This is a genomic window from Candidatus Nanosynbacter sp. HMT-352 (genome assembly GCF_022819385.1).
In the GTDB taxonomy this organism is placed as follows: Bacteria; Patescibacteriota; Saccharimonadia; order Saccharimonadales; family Saccharimonadaceae; genus Nanosynbacter.
In genome coordinates this window covers 755,967-771,807 of sequence record NZ_CP089290.1, presented here as the reverse complement: position 1 = coordinate 771,807, position 15,841 = coordinate 755,967, and the positions used below count along the sequence as shown (strand labels likewise).

The window sequence follows — 15,841 nt, the reverse complement described above, 5'->3', positions numbered from 1 at the left end:
ATCTGGAAATTACGATTTATGAAGTAATTAACAGATTGTTTCTATGGTATAATATTACTATAGAAACTCTCTGTTAATCAGAGAGTTCTTTTTTTGGACAATTTGGCACTTCGTAAATCACCTTTGCGGTGATTTTTTAGATTAGACCCAATTTCAGAGGGGCGAGCATCGCAAAGGCTCGCCCCTCTTTTGATGGCTTGAATGAGGTCGCTCGATTGTTGTTTGTAGCGGCTTCTAAGAGTTATCAATGATTGAACTTTGCGAAACTTAAGCGGATCGGCCAAAGAAATTATAATAGTGGCGACATAGACAGCTGGCTTCTCGAGGGGATATTTAACTAAGAAAGGAGGCAGCTATTAATGAGGGCTCTTTAGAATATGAGCTGACGAAAATTCAGCATCAGAAACCAAGCAAGCCACCGACACCTGAGCAGCTTGGAGTTACTAAAAAATCTAAACATAAAAAGGAAGAAAAGACTATGAAAAAAATCAATTGGAAAAACGTTATTGAAAGCATTAAAACCATCACCATCGTGGCGCTAATCGCTAGCGTGGTTGGATTCGGACTGGGAGTAAAGTACCAGGAATCGAAGAATAGCCAGCTGGAAACAAGAATCTCTGAGCAGATTCAACAGTTAAAAGCCGTAAAGTAGCGAGCGAGCGACCGGCGCTACTAAAGCCTAAGGTCGCAGCGGTCGAAGCTCATGCATCTGCGCCGCCAAAAGCTGCTGTGGAGGCAGCTGGCGCAGGTGTCTGCGAGGGGTTTCGACCGCTGGTCGCTAAATACGACTGGAACGTGGATATCGCTATGGCAGTGATGAAGGCTGAGAGTGGATGCCGAACAAACGCTCTGGGATACAACACGAATGGAACGAATGACGCTGGTTTATTCCAGGTCAATTCAATCCACGACATGACAGACAGGCGGTACCATCCAGAATATAATGTGGCGCTCGCTTATAAGATTTATGCGACACGCAGTAAGTGGGATTCGAGCGGGTGGAAGGCGTGGAGCGTATGTCTGAACGGTAAGGTGAAATGTTACTAAATTTTTAAGGAGAAAGTGAAATGAGTGAAAGTGAGATTTTGGAGAAATTGGAAAACCTAATCGATCCGACATTTCTCGATCGTGTTTTGGCGGGGGAGGTGTAGGTGGCAGACGCTTACTATAGCCGACCAGAGTGGTCATACTCATCAATGAAGCTGATTCTCGATCACGGTATCGATTACGCGGTCGCAGCTAAACGCGGAGACTTACCAGACCTAGACAGCAAAGCTATCGATTTGGGACAGCTAGTGCATATGCTAGTGCTTGGCGGCGAGGATCAATTCGCCATCAGCACCTTTCCTGATTTTCGGTCAAGTGCTGCTCGAGCGTGGCGCGACGAACAAAAAGCCGCTGGCAAACACATTATCACTCTGGATATGTTCAAAGCCGCTGATCAGATTTTGAAAAATATCGAGAATCACCCGCTGGCGAAGCAATATATTTTTGCTAAAGGTGCAACATTCGAGCACGAAATGTACGCTCGCACCGCTGACGGCGTAGATATGAAAGGTAAGGCTGATGTACTGATTCGCACTAATGAAGCTGCCATGATAACCGACCTGAAAACTACCGCAAAGTTCGACAAGTTTTTCAAAACTGCGCAGTCAATGCACTACGATTTGCAGTCAGCAGTTTACACGCTGGTGACGGCGTCAAGCCTAGAACTAGATCCGGCGTTAGTCAAGTTTGCCTATTGCGTGGTTGAAGCCGTCGCACCATACCGCGTGCAGTTCATGATTGCGGGCATCGACTTCGTTGAAGCTGGCGAACGCAAGCTGCGTACGTGTGTCGACGAGATCATAAAGTTTGGCGACAGCGAGCCGAATTTCCTCATTGAAGAAGTGAGGGAGCTGGGCGACTGGAGCCTGTAAAAGAAAGGAGAATATGAAAGTCTTTAATAGTTTAGACCCGACCGAAAAACCATCAATTCTGATGGTTGTGTACGGCGAGGGCGGCGTTGGTAAAACAACGTTTGCAGCCACCGCACCACGACCGATTATCGCTGACTGCGAGAATGGCAGTAAATACTTCGGGCTTCGCGGTATTGAGACTGATGTAGCGATCATCGAAAAGTGGGACGACATGCAGGAGTTTATGCAGATCGCACTCACTGACAACTACGATACAGTGATCATCGATCCAATCGGTGAGTTGATGGAGAAGCTAATCGCCTATATGCGAAATAAAGCCGATAGCAAATTAGTACAGCGTGATGGCAATCCGACAATGGCAGGCTGGGGCTGGCTGAAATCAACCATGCGGACGTTTTTGAAAACCATGCGAGATAGCGGTAAGCACATTGTTATCGTGGCGCATGTTCAGGAGAAAGACGACGACGGCCGCGTCATTAAACGTCCAATGGTCGCCACAAGACTATCTGAGGAACTGGTCAATCTGGTGGATATCGTCGGCTACATGACGACGATCAATGATACCGAAACTGGCGACACTAAGCGATTGATTATCGTTGACCCAGCCAGCGACAAGTACGTCGCCAAAGACCGCACTGGCCGGCTAGGCCGCTACATTGAGCCAGACTTCACGAAAATCGTCGATGGCGTAAGAGGTGACGCTGAGTACGCGTGGATTGCACCAGCGCCGACACTGGCAAGCCGAGAGCAAATCGAAGCGGCTGCCAAACCAACCATTCCAAGCTCACGCGTCGAAATGACCGGCGCTCGGCTTGGCAAATCTGAAGCAGACAGGAAGTAAAGGAGGACACATGTCACAACTACAAGAATACGTCGATTCGCAAATTGCTACGATATCGCCGTTCAAAATCAAATCGCAAGAGCTTTTGGAGCAAGCCAAAGCTAAAGAAGTAACCGACGACGCTACGGCTAAAGAGGCAGTCGCAATCCGCAAGCTGATCACCTTACACCGCACTGAAGTCAAAAACGCACGGTTAGCGATCACTCGCAACTTTGACAGCGTCAAATCGCAATTTATCGACGCTGAAAAAGATGTACTCGCGCCAGCTGAAGAGGCGCTGGAGAACATCAGCCAAAAGATTCTGGCTTATCAAGAGGAGCAGGAGCGACTAGCAAAAGAGGAAACGGCACGCGTTGACGCTATCTGCGCCAAGTTCGCTACCAACGCCAAATCACTACGCAGCCAGAAAGCCTGCGACGAGCGAGGCGCTGAGTTGAAGCAGATATTCGCTGAGTTACCTGAAACTGATCAGAATCACGCTGAAATCAAGCTGGTATTCACTAAAGCCATCAACGAACTGTTGACGCGTAAAGACGAACTGACAACCGCCGAGCGCGACGAAGCTGAAGCCGCTAAATTAGCCGCACAACGTAAACGTGAACAGGAAATCGCCGAGGCTGAAGCAGCCAAAGCTGCTAAAACACAGCAGTCAACTGTTAAATCTGGCATTAAGACCAAGACAGTGTTCACGGTTATTAATCCTGAGTTAGTGCCGCGCTATCTCTGCGAGCCAAGCGACAAACTAATCCGCGAAGCTATCGCCAATGGGCTGCGTGAAATCCCAGGCGTTGAAATACGCGAGGAAAAGAGTTTCTAAATATGGCAGCAATCAATAACGTAACTCTAATCGGTCGCGTCGTCCGAGACATCGAAGTCAAAACGACGAATAGCGGCAAGTCCGTAGCCTCATTCGCACTAGCGGTTGACGGCTACGGCAAAGATGCTGACGCCAGTTTTATCGATTGCGTTGCCTGGAATAAAGCAGCCGAACTACTGGCAGAGTACGCACCGAAAGGCAAGCAAATTGGCATAACCGGCAGATTGCAAACACGAATCTGGGAGAAAGATGATATCAAGCGTAAAGCGACTGAAGTCATCATCGATCAGTTCCAGTTTTTGAGCGACGCTAAGGGTAGCGGCAATAACGCCGCGCCAGCGACTGAGCGATACGCCGAAGATGATGTTAAATCGGCAAACACAACGACTAATCAAGCGGCGAAAGCTACCGAGGATGTCGACCTCGACGCGCCAATTGATTTGAGCGAAATACCATTTTAGAACATTAACAACCAACATCGCACTCTCTTTGGGTGGCCAGATTCGTATATATAGGGTGGGGCGTCAACCGCAGGAGCTCCTCGCACATTTGAGCCACCCCCAAGGCAGTATAATTACAGCTTTGGTTGCAATTTGTGGCTACCCGATGAGGGTGCGATTGAAGTAATAACAAAGGAGAAATAGTGAGCCAAAAATTAATCATTAGGATACTAATAGAATTACTATTTGAGTATCCATCCGACGAGCTTGATGCTATCGCGCTGGACTTGCATTTGAAGGACGAGCCATTAGCAGAGTTTTGCGATAGATTCGAACTGGGCAATTGGTTTTATGATCAGATGACGCTAGCGGACATCGACATTGTTGATGAAGTCTCGGCTATCGCCGATGAACATCGCAAGGCTGAGAGCGAGCAGCTAACGGAAAGCCAGCTGCTGCGCCGGGAATTACAGCAACAGGGCGCATAAAAATACTAATTTGAAGAGGAGTAATCAATGGATAACAAAATGCAAAAAGTGGCAAATATCATAGGCTATTTGATCGGCGGGATTTTAGTTTCGCTAGCTGGAATCGCTGTCATAGTTATCTTTGGCAGATTGATATTGTGGATTTTGGGGTTGTAGGATCCGAATGACTAAAAAAGCACTTCGCAAGAAGCAGCGCCGCAAGCGCAAGAAACTGGAGGCTACGTAATGTCTCTGATGAATTGCACATTCACCGTTCGCTGGAGCGACGACAAAAACAAGGCGCACGCGAAAACCTACGATACCGAAGATGATGCTAAGAGAGCTAAAAAATGGCTGCTGGAGCACGGCGCTCGGAGCGTAGACATCGCTGTCAAGATAAATAATAAGCCAGCCGGCAGTCTGAAAGACGACAAACAGTCTGAGACTGAGGCTGAACAGAAAGGATTTTGGTGGGAGAAGTGATTGACGACAATCAATTCGACATATTCCAGTGGGCAAACTGGGCTGATGCTAATAAGAAAGATCTGCTCATCGACCTGTTCATTTTCAATAAAAACTTTACGCCATACGTGTTACCACTGAAAACATCGACCATAGAAGATCAAATGCGATCGCTATTTCTTTACGACATGATCAATTTTGTGGAGACTGGAGCAGCAGTTGGATTGTCTGTCAGGGACTACGCGACAAACGATCAAATGGAAAATGTTTTGCTATACAGCGAGCTTGAGAGTATTCAGCGTGCCGACACGCTCATCTATCTTCTCGGCGACGATAGGATCACTGAGTTCAATGAACAAGAACACGAGCTGAAGCGTATGCATGGTATTGTGGCGCGGTTCAGCGATCCGAAAGATCCAGACAAGACCTTTTACATCGCCAAGCAGCTACAGCGATCGCAGATGTTGAGCGGAAGCCTCACATGGCAGGTCAGCGGTAGCGACTTTGGCGAGCTTGATGCCGACGCAGCGTTCAAGATACCAGCCGATAACCAAGTGCTAATCGCTGGCGGGAAAGTGTTTGCGTTTAATCCAAAGAAGTTTGTCAATTTGTTCAAACAAGATCCATCAAGCGACGCTGCAACAAAGCAAGTCATTGATCTTTTGATGAAAAAGTTTGCACTGAACTTGCCTGAGGGGTTGTCATTCGCAGAGTTGGCTGACCGCAACAAATCACTGACTACTATGTTGATGAAGTTGGATGTTGAGCATTTGCCTTGTAAGGAAAGAGTTGTCGATTACGCCGAGGAAATGGATTTGGCGCTTATGTCAGACAATCACGACGGCATTATTATCATGGATAACCGTGACGCAATGATGTTCGTCAATATTCTGGCCGACAATTACGTCGATAGCAATCTGACTGATTCACGCTACCTCGTGACTGGCAAGAAGCGGATTGATAGCGATTCGCAGATGAATATGAATATATAAAAGCTATTAACCAATGACCTACCACACGTCGAAAAACTGGATGAACATTAACATCAACCGTAGAACTGGCAGCATAATCTGAGGAATAAAGCTGGGTTCCCGAACGGGAGTAAGCCGAAAGGTGAGAAATCCTTTGCTCTGTGATTGTGCTGTCAACTGGACAGATGACTATTTTTGCCCACCCAAGTCGTCTGTCTAATAGGCGACATCAACCTTAAAGTAATTAATCAATGATATACACTTGGTGTCGCCTTGCCCCAGTTCTGTGGTTGAATAAAACCACATGATTTCGTGTAGATAAGGAGGAGTATTTATGAGTAAACATAATACAATGACATACAAAGAGACAGTTGAAGAGTTAGAATTTGCAATAGAACATAATCTTAGTTTTAATAAGCATGATATCGAGAGAATACTACCCAAAGAAGATATTGAGAGAATTGCAAAAAAGTTTTGTCTTCGTGCAGAGTATCGTCCATTATTTATGAGCGACATTAAAGCATGTTATGTATTGATTTTTGGAAATATAGCTAACTATTTCAGTAAAGATGTAATTAGTAGCGATGAGGGCTACACAATTGAAGAAAAAAAGACAAAATAGCAGATGTCAACTAAACCACTAATTTATGGACATAGAGAAAGAAAATGATAATGATTTACGAAGCAGAAATTGAACAAACTGTAATGGGAAAGCTCTTTATTGAAGCCGACAATCTTGAGCAAGCAAAACAAGTCGCCGAGCGATGCGTGCAAGAGGCACAAAACCTCGTAGATGTCGATTTTGACGAGATTTGGGACTATGACGTTAGAGATGTGTCAGAGTCAGATTCCGCTGGTGATGCAGAGGTTATCAAGGCGGAGGACGTGTTGTGAACTTGGGTAATCTCGATAAAAAGACAAAAGATAAAATATATCAAATGTTGTATGAATATAGAGTTCTTACTCAAGCTGCTCAACTTAATATTGCCAGGGGTCATACTTCGTATGACGGGCTTGAATGTTATCAATCCGTACTCGACGCAAAAGCAGCAAATGATATTTTTGAAGCCATGAAAGAGCTTAAGTTAAAAACCATTGAGGATTGGTATTATGACTTAATTGACGACACAGAGGAAACAATGGATTTGATGAAGGAAATTATAGCAGAAAGGAAGTCTAATGCGCGAAATTAAGTTCAGGATTTGGGACAACCTAGAAAAGGCTTATCTTAACGAAGAAGATGTAGCTATAGACAGTCGAGGTAATGTATTTATCTTCGAGATATACGACAAGAATGACTCTGACTTGTGGTATACACGGCTGCTACCAGACTCAGACAACAAGCGGTATATTATCGAGCAAGATACAGGATTAAAAGACAGAAACGGTACGAAAATCAACGAAGGCGACGTTCTCGTAGATGACGCAGGCGAGCCTATTGAATACTGGACTGTCAAGCTTTCAGAGGGCGCCTTTGTAGGAGAATGCGCAGGCGTAACTGAGGCTCTCTTTGAATTAACACAACTAGAAGTCGCTGGTAATATTCACGAAAACTCTGAATTAGTGGAGGAAAAATGAGATTATATAAACTACTAAAAGATTTACCAACAGTTAAAGCTGGGGCAATCTTCAAAGAGAAAATTAAAATCGATGGCACAAGGGTTTTGAAAGCGTGTGAATCAGGCCATAGACATTCAATTCTTGTTAGAGAAATCGATAATTTTGACGAGTGGTTTGAACCAACAGACAGTATTAACTGGAATCTTAAATGGAATGATACATATTGGTACATTGACTATTGGGGTAAGGTTAGCTGCCGCAATTACACGGACGCTGTCATTGACAGATTGAATATTGACAATGGTAATACTTATCACGCCGAAGAAGAATGTAAAGAAGCTCATGAACGCAAACTAGCTGAAGTCAGACTGCGAAAAACGTCGGACTTTGAGCCAATCTTTGAGAGTGAATATGGCGGCTGGATTGTTTATTTTGACCACGAGAACAGAATGCTGGATTGTACAAAAGTGTTCAGTTGCGACAGAGGCGAACCCGTTCACTACGCAACCAAAGAAGACGCTGAAAGGTCTATTAAAGAAAATCGAGCAGATTGGTTAGCTTATTTTGGAATTAAGGAGTGGGAATAATGCCTAATCTCGCAAACATAGATAATCCATACGAGGATCAAGAGCAAGAAGCGTTTGTCAAATGGCTAGATGATAACGGCTATCCACGTTTCAGAGTGCCTAACGAAACATACACCAAAAGCCACAAACAGCGAAACAAGAATAAGAAGCTCGGTGTGAGTTCTGGCGTGCCAGATTTATTCGTGGTAGTCCCAGCAGACTATAGCGACGCAACGATGGAGTTCATACATTATGGAGACAATCCTGTTGTTAGTGGCGACGGTGTTTATGGTAAAAACCATCGTCTTGTTGCTATCGAAATGAAACGCAGGAAAGGAGGCGTGACATCAGAGAACCAAAAGAAGTGGATTAAAACACTCAATGAAGCTGGCATTCAGACTGTTGTTTGTAAGGGGTGTGATGCGGCGATTGAGTTTATCGAATCAATAACTAAATAAGGATTTTAAGATGAAGCTAATTAAAAGAACCAAAACGATATTCGGTGTAGACAAGCAGGAGCAGATAATACCAAAAGCTGAGCCTGAGCTTAGAGTCGGCAACATAGTGGCGTTTAAGCGAGGTAAGGGTTCAGAGGCGTCGTACGGTACGGTGATTGCGGTTAAAGATGGCAAGGCGGTAATTAATATAGGTACGTCAATTTTTCGTCAAATGTTCATTCTGCCGTTTGATGAACTGATCGTCATTTCGTCGAGAACACAAGAGCAATCGAACGATTAAGAGGTTTATGAAACGTAAAATCAAAGGACGAAACCATAAAACGCCAACACCTAGAGCTTACAGCATAAAAGAAACTCGCTCAAAGCAATTTATCCGTAAACAACTAATAAATAATAATGGAGCAATATGTTCACTCTGCAACAAGCCGATTGAAACGATGAAGGATTGCACTATTGATCATATTGTCCCAATCAGTAAGGGCGGCTTGACGACGATTGAGAACTGCCGGTTAGCACACAGAGATTGCAACCTAAACAGAGGTAACGGGAAGGCTTGAAATCAAGCTAGTTAAAACATAACTGACGTAAACGTCAATAATATGTGTGCGCCTAAAAAGCTTGAAGGGGCGGTGGCGAATTATGCGCCGCCTCTTTTATGTTATAATAGCCTTAGGAATTGCGGATCGAAAGAGCCGCTTTTTTATTTGGAGAAAATATCATGGCAACCAGAAAAATGATGCGCAGGAACAGGCGAAGCAGCAAGCAGGCTAATCGCAAAAACTCGAAGCAGCAGCTGCGCGGGATTGTTAAGGACGTGCCGAAAACACCACCTGTTGAGCCGCCAAAACAGCTTGAGCAACCAGAGCCAGGTCAGCCAACGAAATACAAACCAGAATATTGCCAGCAGCTCATTGACTATTTCTCAATTGAGCCGTTAGATATTGTTCAGGACACTGAGATAAAGGATCCTGACGGCAGCAAGCGAATCTCGAGGCGTCTGCCACAGCGTTTTCCGTGTTTTGAAGGCTTTGCGCGTAAAATCGGCGTTCACCGCAATACACTGAAAAACTGGTGTGCTGAACATCCAGAATTTGCCGAGGCCTACGATACCGCCAAGGATTTGCAGCGAGAGTTCCTTGTGGACATTGGCTTGAGCGGCGCCGCGTCGGCGAGCTTTGCTATCTTTACTATGAAGAATGTTTGTGGTTGGCGAGATGAGCGCGACTTAAAACTGAAAAAAGCGAAGGAGGAGGGTAATATTGATGACGAAGAACTCCGAGCAGCCATCTTTGAATAATCTCGCCAGGGAAGATATTGTACGACTATGCGAAAAATACTGGGAAACGGATAGAAATAAGCTCCGACAATACTTATTAGCGATATTTAAGAGGCGCGAAAACATACATTTGTTCGGTTGGTTTATCGCCCGACCATATTTTCCACTGGAAACGCCGCCATTCCATAAAGAGATATTAGACCTGATCAGCAACAAGGACAATCGGCGAGTTGGCGTCATCGCGCCACGCGGTCACGCTAAATCGACAACGGTAGACATGACGTATCCGCTGTGGGCTGGCTGTTTTGAGCAGGAAGAATTCGTGGTGATAATCAGCGACACATACACACAGGCAGCAGAGTTCATCAATGCGCTTAAAGATGAATTCGAGAATAATCCGAAAATTAAATGGTTATTCGGGAATATGAAGGGCGATGACTGGCAAGACGGCGAATTTGTTTTGAGCAACGGCATAAAGTATGCAGCTAAAGGCTCTGGCATGAAAATTCGTGGTATTCGCCACCGGCACACCCGACCGACGCTGATGATATTTGACGACATCGAGAACGACGAAAATATCAAGAGCGCCGAGCAGCGTCAGAAGCTTTATCACTGGTTCACTAAAGCGGCTATTCCAGCATTGGCTAGAGGTGGGCGGGCTGTCGTCATCGGCACAATTCTTCACTTTGACAGCCTCGTGAATAAGGTTATGAAGCAGCAAGACGTATTTAAGAGCTGGCAAACGCGGGTGTTTTATGCAATCACCACCGAGGAGGACGGCACAGAGCGGGCTTTGTGGCCAGAGCACCGCAGCCTCGAAAAGCTGAGGGCTATGCGAGATGATCCGAGTGATCAAGAGTTCGTTGGAAGTATTGCTTTTGCACAGGAATATCAGCACAAGCCATTTAGCGAAGAGGACGCTATTATCAAGCCTGATTGGATTAAAGAGTGTGATCCGAGCCAGGTGCCAGATAAGCATGCACGGCTAGCACGAGTGCTGACAATCGACCCTGCCGCCAGCGAACGCCAGACGGCTGACCCGACGGCTATGGGCGTTGCCGATCTGTATACTGATGGTAATGTTTACATACGTGCGATACGCAACCAACGAACCTCGCCGAGTGTTACTGCTGATACGGTCAGAGAGCTTGATGAAATATACAAACCGCAAGTTATCGGTATAGAGGAGGGCGCGCTAGGGCTGGTGTTTCGGGATTTACTGGCAGGACTACCTGTCATTGGCTTGAAGCCCGACAAAGACAAAGTGCGGCGACTCTTAGCCGTGAGCCGATTCTTTGAGGCAGGCAGGATATATATTGTGAAAGATATTCAGAATGGACAGGCATTACGCGAGCAGCTGATTGAATTTCCGAAGGGGACGCATGATGACATGGTGGACATGGTGGTTTATGCAGTACGGCTATTGTTGGTGGAGGGTATGAATCAGGTGTCGAGTAAAGATTTCCAGACCGCTGGTGATTATTACGACGAGCTAGATGACGATGAGTGGTTGGATTAAGTATAAGTATGATATAATCAGAGTAAGTATATACGACGTGCGAAAGGCGTCGTATTTTATTTGGAGAAATTATGAAGCTGGTAAACTTGAGCGGTAAGAATAACGATAAAAAGGCAGGACGCCGACTACGTGAGATTGGTAGTGCTGGCACTGGCGTATTTACGGACTATGAAGCAGAGAAAATAAAGCTAAACCGCCCGAGGAAAATCACTGATTACCGAGATATGCTGCGTGATGGCACTGTCGAGGCATTATTCAATATCCTGACCATGCCGATTTTGGCAAGCGAATATGACATTAAGCCTGCCGACGAAAGCACTGAAGCGAAAACGCAAGCAGATTTCGTACGAAACAACTTACTGAGCGAGAGTTATAAAGGCGGTATTGAAACACCGTTTAATCTATTCCTTGATCAATCAATGATGGCATTGGTTGACGGCTTTCAAGTGTGGGAGAAGGTGTATCGACTAAATAATAACCGCTACGAGTTGAAGAAGCTGGCGCTGCGGGATTCGAGGAGTGTAGAGATTCTAAGCGATTTGAAGGACGGCTATCAAGGGATTAAGCAAACGCAAGAAGACGGTTCGACGGTGGTTATTCCAGCTTACAAAACGTTCCTATTTACACCAGGCAAACGATACGATCAGTATTATGGACGTTCAATATTTACGGCACTTTGGCGAAACTATGACAAGAAGTGGAAGTTGGAATACCTAGATAGCATTGCTTTGCAAAATGACGCTATCAAGCCAAAGGTACTGAAAAATACCGGCAGCACACTTGCAAATGTTGATGACAAAGTAACGTCGAAAGTATTGAACGTATTAAGCCGTTTAGGCAAGGTCAATTCAACGGCGACTTTGCCGCCAAATTACGAACTTGAGGTACTGAACTCTGAGGGACGCGATCCGCACCAATCGATTGAGCGCCAGAACTCTGAGATGGCAAGAGTATTCCTGGCTAACTTTATGCTGCTGGGTTCGCAGGGGACAAGTTCGACTGGTAGCTTTGCGCTGAGCGATACGCAAGCAAAGATGTTCCGTATGAGCCTAGAATCCGTCATGAATAAGCTGGCGGCTCACATTAACCAATACATCATCGCTGATTTGATTGATATTAACTTTAGCGAACCACGCTATCCGGTTTTCGCATTCGAGAAGCTGGATAATGAAGTGGTTGGTGCGATATTCAACGCCTTTACGACAATGATTCAGAAAGACCGCATGTCTGACGCAATGGCGAGCGAGATTGAAGACGCAACAGCGACACGGCTAGGCTTTGACGTGGAGAAGATTAAGCAGCAGCGTACTGAGCAGGCTGAAAATACTGAAAGCAACGCCAGCAAGGAGAAACAGACTGGTGGCACGCCGACCGGTCAACGAACGATGAGCGATAATCACAATCATGAACCGAGCGAGAGCCTGAAGAAGCTTGACGCCAGGTGGCAGGAGCTAGAAAAACGTTTTTTAGACCAAATCCGCCCAGTTTATAAGACTGTGGCGGAGGAGGTCAGCCAGGAGGTCGCAAAATCAAAGCTGGTGAGCGACATTGATGCGGTGGTGTTTCCGGTGGAGTACCGCCGAACGTTGGTATCATTCTTTAAGCAGGGGTATCAGATTGGAAAAATCAGTGCTAGCGATGAAATGGGTAAGCCGGCTGCGAAGAACGGCAATGATTTAACTAAAGCAGCCGTTGAATACATAAACTGGATTATCGAGAAACAGCAGGATGACCTAACCAATTACGCTAAAAGCCTGGTAATGAACAGAGTAGTGCTGGATGATGAGCCGATTGATTACGACGCTGAGATTCTGAAGCTGATTCTGGCATGGTTTGCGACGAAGTTGACGGATACGGCGTCGTACGCAATCGCACAAGCGATCAATTCCGGGCGTAATTCGGTATGGGACGATGACGATGTATTGGAGTTTTCGGCAATTCTGGATGCACGAACGTCGCCTGGCTGTAGCGCACTGGACGGCAGGGTGATGACATGGAAGGAGTGGCAGGCATATCCTGAGTATATTCCGCCGCGACATTTTAACTGCCGCTCGACGTTTACGAGACTTCTCGGCGATAATCCAGAGGATGAGATAAACCCGCCGAACAACATGCAGATGCACAACATTGAGAAGATTCAGAGAACGCCGAAGCCGCAGCTGATTGAAGAGAATCCATACATGGCACAGTACACCAAGGCAGAGTTACTGAGTATCGAGACATATAAGGGCAATGGGTTTATAAATATCAATCAGACGCTATTGGGTCGCCGACCAATGAATGAGTATGCTGAGGCTGATATTAAGCAACTGGATAAGGCGATTAAGAAGACGAAGCTAGAGAAGGACGTGGTGCTGTATCGTGGTATTGGGCTAGAGTCAAAGTTGTCGGTTAATGATATTGTCGATAATCCTAATTTTCTTTCTACATCTACCAGTCAGGACGTGTCAATAGAGTTTGCACGGCAAGCTGACGGGAACAAATATGTATTTATCTTTAAGGCTCCAAAGGATATGCCGTATTTGGATATGGAGAAAGTGCTAGCAGATAATGGTGTTACCTCAATAACAGATGAGGACGAATATCTGCTGTCTAGGGGCAAGAAGTTCGTTGTAAAAAGGCTTAAGAAGTTAGATAATGAGATTATCATGGCTGATATGGAAATGACGAAGGACACTAAATACCTCGCTGATGAATCAGAGGACTTGCTGACTGATGAAATGATGGCTAGTTTGAATAAGACGGCCGAGGAAGTTGAGAAGCGTCTCGCCGATCCAAATTACAAACCGAGCCGAGCAGTTCAACGGATGCATGCTATTTGGCAGATGGATTCTGAATACCTAGACGAACAGTTGAAAAAGCAGCATAAAAACAAATAGTTTTGCTTTAACCACAAGTATGATATAATACGACCAGTATATGCGACAAGCGAGTTTGTCGCATTTTCTTTTGGGGCAAATTTCTCTTGGAGTATATCGGGAGAATAATATGTTTACAGTTTCAACAAAGACGAAAGATAACATCCGACTAAGCGACGAGGGTAAAAGCGAGTACAGACGGTATTGGAAGCAATTATGCCCGTTTGGCGAATGGATAGATCCAAATGATTGGGATAATTCAAAGTTGGTTATTGACAAAAACCTGGTTGATCAACTGGTAAAAAACTTCAATGACGGGGTTTTGGACTACGTGCCGGTGCCGTTAGGACACCCGTATGACAGCTCGAGCTTAGCAAGTCTTAATACCGGCGAGTTGCTGGAGTTGGAGGCACGAGAAGACGGCTTGTACGGTTTGATAGAAATTCGCGACGATGCAGTTGCCGATAAAATCGACAAAAACCTGATTCCAAACGTATCAATGGGTATGGATTTGCAATATAAGGACAAGAAAGATGGTTCGCTTAAGGGTGCGGTACTGCAACATGTAGGGCTAGTGACCGACCCATATCTCAAAGGTATGCACGCCTTTGAGCCGGCGCTGTCTGACATGTCGCAGGTAGCCATTGTGCTTAGTGATTCATCTAATAACAAGAGAGAGGAGAATGGGATGAATAAGGTAAAAGTAACTAACGACCGTGATTTTGACGTCGAGGTGAAGTGGCAGGAAGACGGTGAAGAGAAGACCGCAACCGTCGCCGCTGGTGCAGACGTTGAAGTTCCTGAAGATCAGGAGGAAGCAGTAAAGCAGCAAATCGCCGACGCTAAAGAGCCAGAAGATAAAGACGAGGATAAGTCTGGAGAGGACAATTTGTCCGACAAGAAAGATTTGTCTGACGAGCAGAAAGCGCTTGAAGCTGAGAAAGCTGAGTTGGCTCGGGAAAAAGCCGAACTGGCAAAGCAGAAGCAAGAGCTATCGGAAAAGCAGGCTGAGGCTGAATATGAGAAGCTGCTTTCTGAAGGCAAGCTTGTCCCGGCTCAGAAAGAGAGCTATTTGGCACTCTGCGCCGCCAAAGACACCAAGGTGCAGTTATCTGATACGAAAACCAAATCTGTTGATGTGCTATTATCGGAACTCTTTGCGGCAATGCCGGCAATGCGGCTATTGAGCGAAGATGGCGGTGAAGGCGGCAATGGAAATGGTGATGAAGTTCAGCTGGACGACTCCGATAAAGCAGACATCGAGCGGTTCGGACTGAATGAAGAAGATTATAAAGAAGTAAAGCGTGAGAAGGAGAATCAATAATGACATTTCTACGACAAGACGGCGATTTGATTTCAGCTCCATTCGGTAGCAATGTAATCAATCGCGGACAACTAGTTACTGTTGACGCTAGCGGTAACGCTAGGGCAGCAGAAGCTGGAGTAAAACCATTCTTGGGTGTCGCAATGGAAAATACCGGCGGACTAATCAAGAATGAAGTGCGAGTTTATCGAACTGGCGTGTTCCAGCTGGCAATCGACGCAGTAGCGGCTGCTGATTTAGGCAAGGCTGTTGCTATTGCGACATCAGATAAGGTAACAACGACTGTTAGCGGCACCGCGCCGGCAATCGGACAGATTGTTGAAATAATTGATAACAAAACTGTAGGCGTTCGCCTGAGCTAAG

General features: G+C 45.7%; 23 protein-coding genes. All 23 read left to right on the top strand.

The annotated features are described in order from the left end of the window. Positions 1-478: 478 nt before the first annotated feature. The 23 genes from LRM44_RS04145 (at position 479) to LRM44_RS04040 (ending at position 15,840) form a co-directional block, all read left to right on the top strand. Positions 479-652, top strand: a complete 174-nt coding sequence (locus LRM44_RS04145) for a hypothetical protein (RefSeq protein ID WP_243803879.1) — start codon at positions 479-481, stop codon at positions 650-652. Positions 653-729: 77 nt separating this feature from the next. Then, on the top strand, positions 730-1,047 hold the full coding sequence (locus tag LRM44_RS04140; protein WP_259373135.1) for a transglycosylase SLT domain-containing protein: 318 nt from the start codon (positions 730-732) through the stop codon (positions 1,045-1,047). A gap of 104 nt (positions 1,048-1,151) precedes the next feature. Continuing rightward, positions 1,152-1,919 (top strand): PD-(D/E)XK nuclease-like domain-containing protein, encoded by a 768-nt coding sequence (locus LRM44_RS04135; RefSeq protein ID WP_243803875.1) that lies wholly within the window; start codon positions 1,152-1,154, stop codon positions 1,917-1,919. 13 nt (positions 1,920-1,932) lie between these two features. Then, entirely contained in the window at positions 1,933-2,760 is an 828-nt protein-coding gene (locus LRM44_RS04130) for an ATP-binding protein (RefSeq protein ID WP_243803873.1), read from the top strand. 10 nt (positions 2,761-2,770) lie between these two features. Then, the gene (locus LRM44_RS04125; RefSeq protein ID WP_243803871.1) at positions 2,771-3,577 is read left to right on the top strand and encodes a hypothetical protein; all 807 of its coding nucleotides are present in this window, start codon (positions 2,771-2,773) and stop codon (positions 3,575-3,577) included. 2 nt (positions 3,578-3,579) lie between these two features. Next, positions 3,580-4,038: a single-stranded DNA-binding protein gene (locus LRM44_RS04120; protein ID WP_243803869.1), complete on the top strand. Its 459-nt coding sequence runs from the start codon at positions 3,580-3,582 to the stop codon at positions 4,036-4,038. Positions 4,039-4,220: 182 nt separating this feature from the next. After that, complete coding sequence (locus tag LRM44_RS04115; protein ID WP_243803868.1) at positions 4,221-4,505, top strand: hypothetical protein; 285 nt, start codon at positions 4,221-4,223, stop codon at positions 4,503-4,505. A gap of 27 nt (positions 4,506-4,532) precedes the next feature. After that, complete coding sequence (locus LRM44_RS04160; RefSeq protein ID WP_259373134.1) at positions 4,533-4,661, top strand: hypothetical protein; 129 nt, start codon at positions 4,533-4,535, stop codon at positions 4,659-4,661. A 69-nt stretch (positions 4,662-4,730) separates the two neighbouring features. Beyond that, positions 4,731-4,967, top strand: a complete 237-nt coding sequence (locus tag LRM44_RS04110; protein WP_243803867.1) for a hypothetical protein — start codon at positions 4,731-4,733, stop codon at positions 4,965-4,967. Further along, the gene (locus tag LRM44_RS04105; protein ID WP_243803866.1) at positions 4,955-5,938 is read left to right on the top strand and encodes a hypothetical protein; all 984 of its coding nucleotides are present in this window, start codon (positions 4,955-4,957) and stop codon (positions 5,936-5,938) included. The genes LRM44_RS04110 and LRM44_RS04105 overlap by 13 nt, the downstream gene beginning before the upstream one ends. A 313-nt stretch (positions 5,939-6,251) precedes the next feature. Continuing rightward, positions 6,252-6,539 (top strand): hypothetical protein, encoded by a 288-nt coding sequence (locus LRM44_RS04100; protein ID WP_243803865.1) that lies wholly within the window; start codon positions 6,252-6,254, stop codon positions 6,537-6,539. 44 nt (positions 6,540-6,583) lie between these two features. Continuing rightward, positions 6,584-6,811 (top strand): hypothetical protein, encoded by a 228-nt coding sequence (locus LRM44_RS04095; RefSeq protein ID WP_243803864.1) that lies wholly within the window; start codon positions 6,584-6,586, stop codon positions 6,809-6,811. Next, entirely contained in the window at positions 6,808-7,110 is a 303-nt protein-coding gene (locus tag LRM44_RS04090; RefSeq protein ID WP_243803863.1) for a hypothetical protein, read from the top strand. The genes LRM44_RS04095 and LRM44_RS04090 overlap by 4 nt, the downstream gene beginning before the upstream one ends. Next, positions 7,097-7,495, top strand: coding sequence for a YopX family protein (locus LRM44_RS04085; protein WP_243803862.1), 399 nt, complete (start codon positions 7,097-7,099; stop codon positions 7,493-7,495). Before LRM44_RS04090 ends, LRM44_RS04085 begins: the two co-directional genes overlap by 14 nt. Continuing rightward, positions 7,492-8,064 carry a hypothetical protein gene (locus LRM44_RS04080; protein WP_243803861.1) on the top strand — a complete coding sequence of 191 codons (573 nt, stop codon included), beginning with the start codon at positions 7,492-7,494 and terminating at the stop codon, positions 8,062-8,064. The genes LRM44_RS04085 and LRM44_RS04080 overlap by 4 nt, the downstream gene beginning before the upstream one ends. Beyond that, on the top strand, positions 8,064-8,501 hold the full coding sequence (locus LRM44_RS04075; RefSeq protein WP_243803860.1) for a VRR-NUC domain-containing protein: 438 nt from the start codon (positions 8,064-8,066) through the stop codon (positions 8,499-8,501). Before LRM44_RS04080 ends, LRM44_RS04075 begins: the two co-directional genes overlap by 1 nt. 10 nt (positions 8,502-8,511) lie before the next feature. Further along, positions 8,512-8,781 carry a hypothetical protein gene (locus LRM44_RS04070; protein ID WP_243803859.1) on the top strand — a complete coding sequence of 90 codons (270 nt, stop codon included), beginning with the start codon at positions 8,512-8,514 and terminating at the stop codon, positions 8,779-8,781. Positions 8,782-8,788: 7 nt separating this feature from the next. Next, a complete protein-coding gene (locus tag LRM44_RS04065; protein WP_243803858.1) occupies positions 8,789-9,058 on the top strand; it encodes an HNH endonuclease in 270 nt (89 codons plus the stop codon). Between the two features lie 161 nt (positions 9,059-9,219). Then, positions 9,220-9,798, top strand: a complete 579-nt coding sequence (locus LRM44_RS04060) for a DNA-packaging protein (RefSeq protein WP_243803857.1) — start codon at positions 9,220-9,222, stop codon at positions 9,796-9,798. Further along, positions 9,764-11,296, top strand: a complete 1,533-nt coding sequence (gene terL / locus LRM44_RS04055; protein WP_243803856.1) for a phage terminase large subunit — start codon at positions 9,764-9,766, stop codon at positions 11,294-11,296. Before LRM44_RS04060 ends, terL begins: the two co-directional genes overlap by 35 nt. Positions 11,297-11,367: 71 nt before the next feature. Further along, positions 11,368-14,175: a phage portal protein family protein gene (locus LRM44_RS04050; RefSeq protein ID WP_243803855.1), complete on the top strand. Its 2,808-nt coding sequence runs from the start codon at positions 11,368-11,370 to the stop codon at positions 14,173-14,175. 40 nt (positions 14,176-14,215) lie between these two features. After that, positions 14,216-15,478, top strand: coding sequence for a phage protease (locus LRM44_RS04045; RefSeq protein ID WP_243803854.1), 1,263 nt, complete (start codon positions 14,216-14,218; stop codon positions 15,476-15,478). Beyond that, positions 15,478-15,840, top strand: a complete 363-nt coding sequence (locus tag LRM44_RS04040) for a capsid cement protein (protein WP_243803853.1) — start codon at positions 15,478-15,480, stop codon at positions 15,838-15,840. Before LRM44_RS04045 ends, LRM44_RS04040 begins: the two co-directional genes overlap by 1 nt. The last annotated feature ends 1 nt before the right edge of the window (position 15,841 follow it).

What these genes read in the sequence shown, in the direction of transcription:
- LRM44_RS04145 (WP_243803879.1), top strand. Translation starts at nt 479, where the DNA reads ATGAAAAAAATCAATTGGAAAAACGTTATTGAAAGCATTAAAACCATC.
- LRM44_RS04130 (WP_243803873.1), top strand. Translation starts at nt 1,933, where the DNA reads ATGAAAGTCTTTAATAGTTTAGACCCGACCGAAAAACCATCAATTCTG.
- LRM44_RS04125 (WP_243803871.1), top strand. Translation starts at nt 2,771, where the DNA reads ATGTCACAACTACAAGAATACGTCGATTCGCAAATTGCTACGATATCG.
- LRM44_RS04120 (WP_243803869.1), top strand. Translation starts at nt 3,580, where the DNA reads ATGGCAGCAATCAATAACGTAACTCTAATCGGTCGCGTCGTCCGAGAC.
- LRM44_RS04160 (WP_259373134.1), top strand. Translation starts at nt 4,533, where the DNA reads ATGGATAACAAAATGCAAAAAGTGGCAAATATCATAGGCTATTTGATC.
- LRM44_RS04110 (WP_243803867.1), top strand. Translation starts at nt 4,731, where the DNA reads ATGTCTCTGATGAATTGCACATTCACCGTTCGCTGGAGCGACGACAAA.
- LRM44_RS04100 (WP_243803865.1), top strand. Translation starts at nt 6,252, where the DNA reads ATGAGTAAACATAATACAATGACATACAAAGAGACAGTTGAAGAGTTA.
- LRM44_RS04095 (WP_243803864.1), top strand. Translation starts at nt 6,584, where the DNA reads ATGATAATGATTTACGAAGCAGAAATTGAACAAACTGTAATGGGAAAG.
- LRM44_RS04085 (WP_243803862.1), top strand. Translation starts at nt 7,097, where the DNA reads ATGCGCGAAATTAAGTTCAGGATTTGGGACAACCTAGAAAAGGCTTAT.
- LRM44_RS04080 (WP_243803861.1), top strand. Translation starts at nt 7,492, where the DNA reads ATGAGATTATATAAACTACTAAAAGATTTACCAACAGTTAAAGCTGGG.
- LRM44_RS04075 (WP_243803860.1), top strand. Translation starts at nt 8,064, where the DNA reads ATGCCTAATCTCGCAAACATAGATAATCCATACGAGGATCAAGAGCAA.
- LRM44_RS04070 (WP_243803859.1), top strand. Translation starts at nt 8,512, where the DNA reads ATGAAGCTAATTAAAAGAACCAAAACGATATTCGGTGTAGACAAGCAG.
- LRM44_RS04065 (WP_243803858.1), top strand. Translation starts at nt 8,789, where the DNA reads ATGAAACGTAAAATCAAAGGACGAAACCATAAAACGCCAACACCTAGA.
- LRM44_RS04060 (WP_243803857.1), top strand. Translation starts at nt 9,220, where the DNA reads ATGGCAACCAGAAAAATGATGCGCAGGAACAGGCGAAGCAGCAAGCAG.
- terL (WP_243803856.1), top strand. Translation starts at nt 9,764, where the DNA reads ATGACGAAGAACTCCGAGCAGCCATCTTTGAATAATCTCGCCAGGGAA.
- LRM44_RS04050 (WP_243803855.1), top strand. Translation starts at nt 11,368, where the DNA reads ATGAAGCTGGTAAACTTGAGCGGTAAGAATAACGATAAAAAGGCAGGA.
- LRM44_RS04045 (WP_243803854.1), top strand. Translation starts at nt 14,216, where the DNA reads ATGCGACAAGCGAGTTTGTCGCATTTTCTTTTGGGGCAAATTTCTCTT.
- LRM44_RS04040 (WP_243803853.1), top strand. Translation starts at nt 15,478, where the DNA reads ATGACATTTCTACGACAAGACGGCGATTTGATTTCAGCTCCATTCGGT.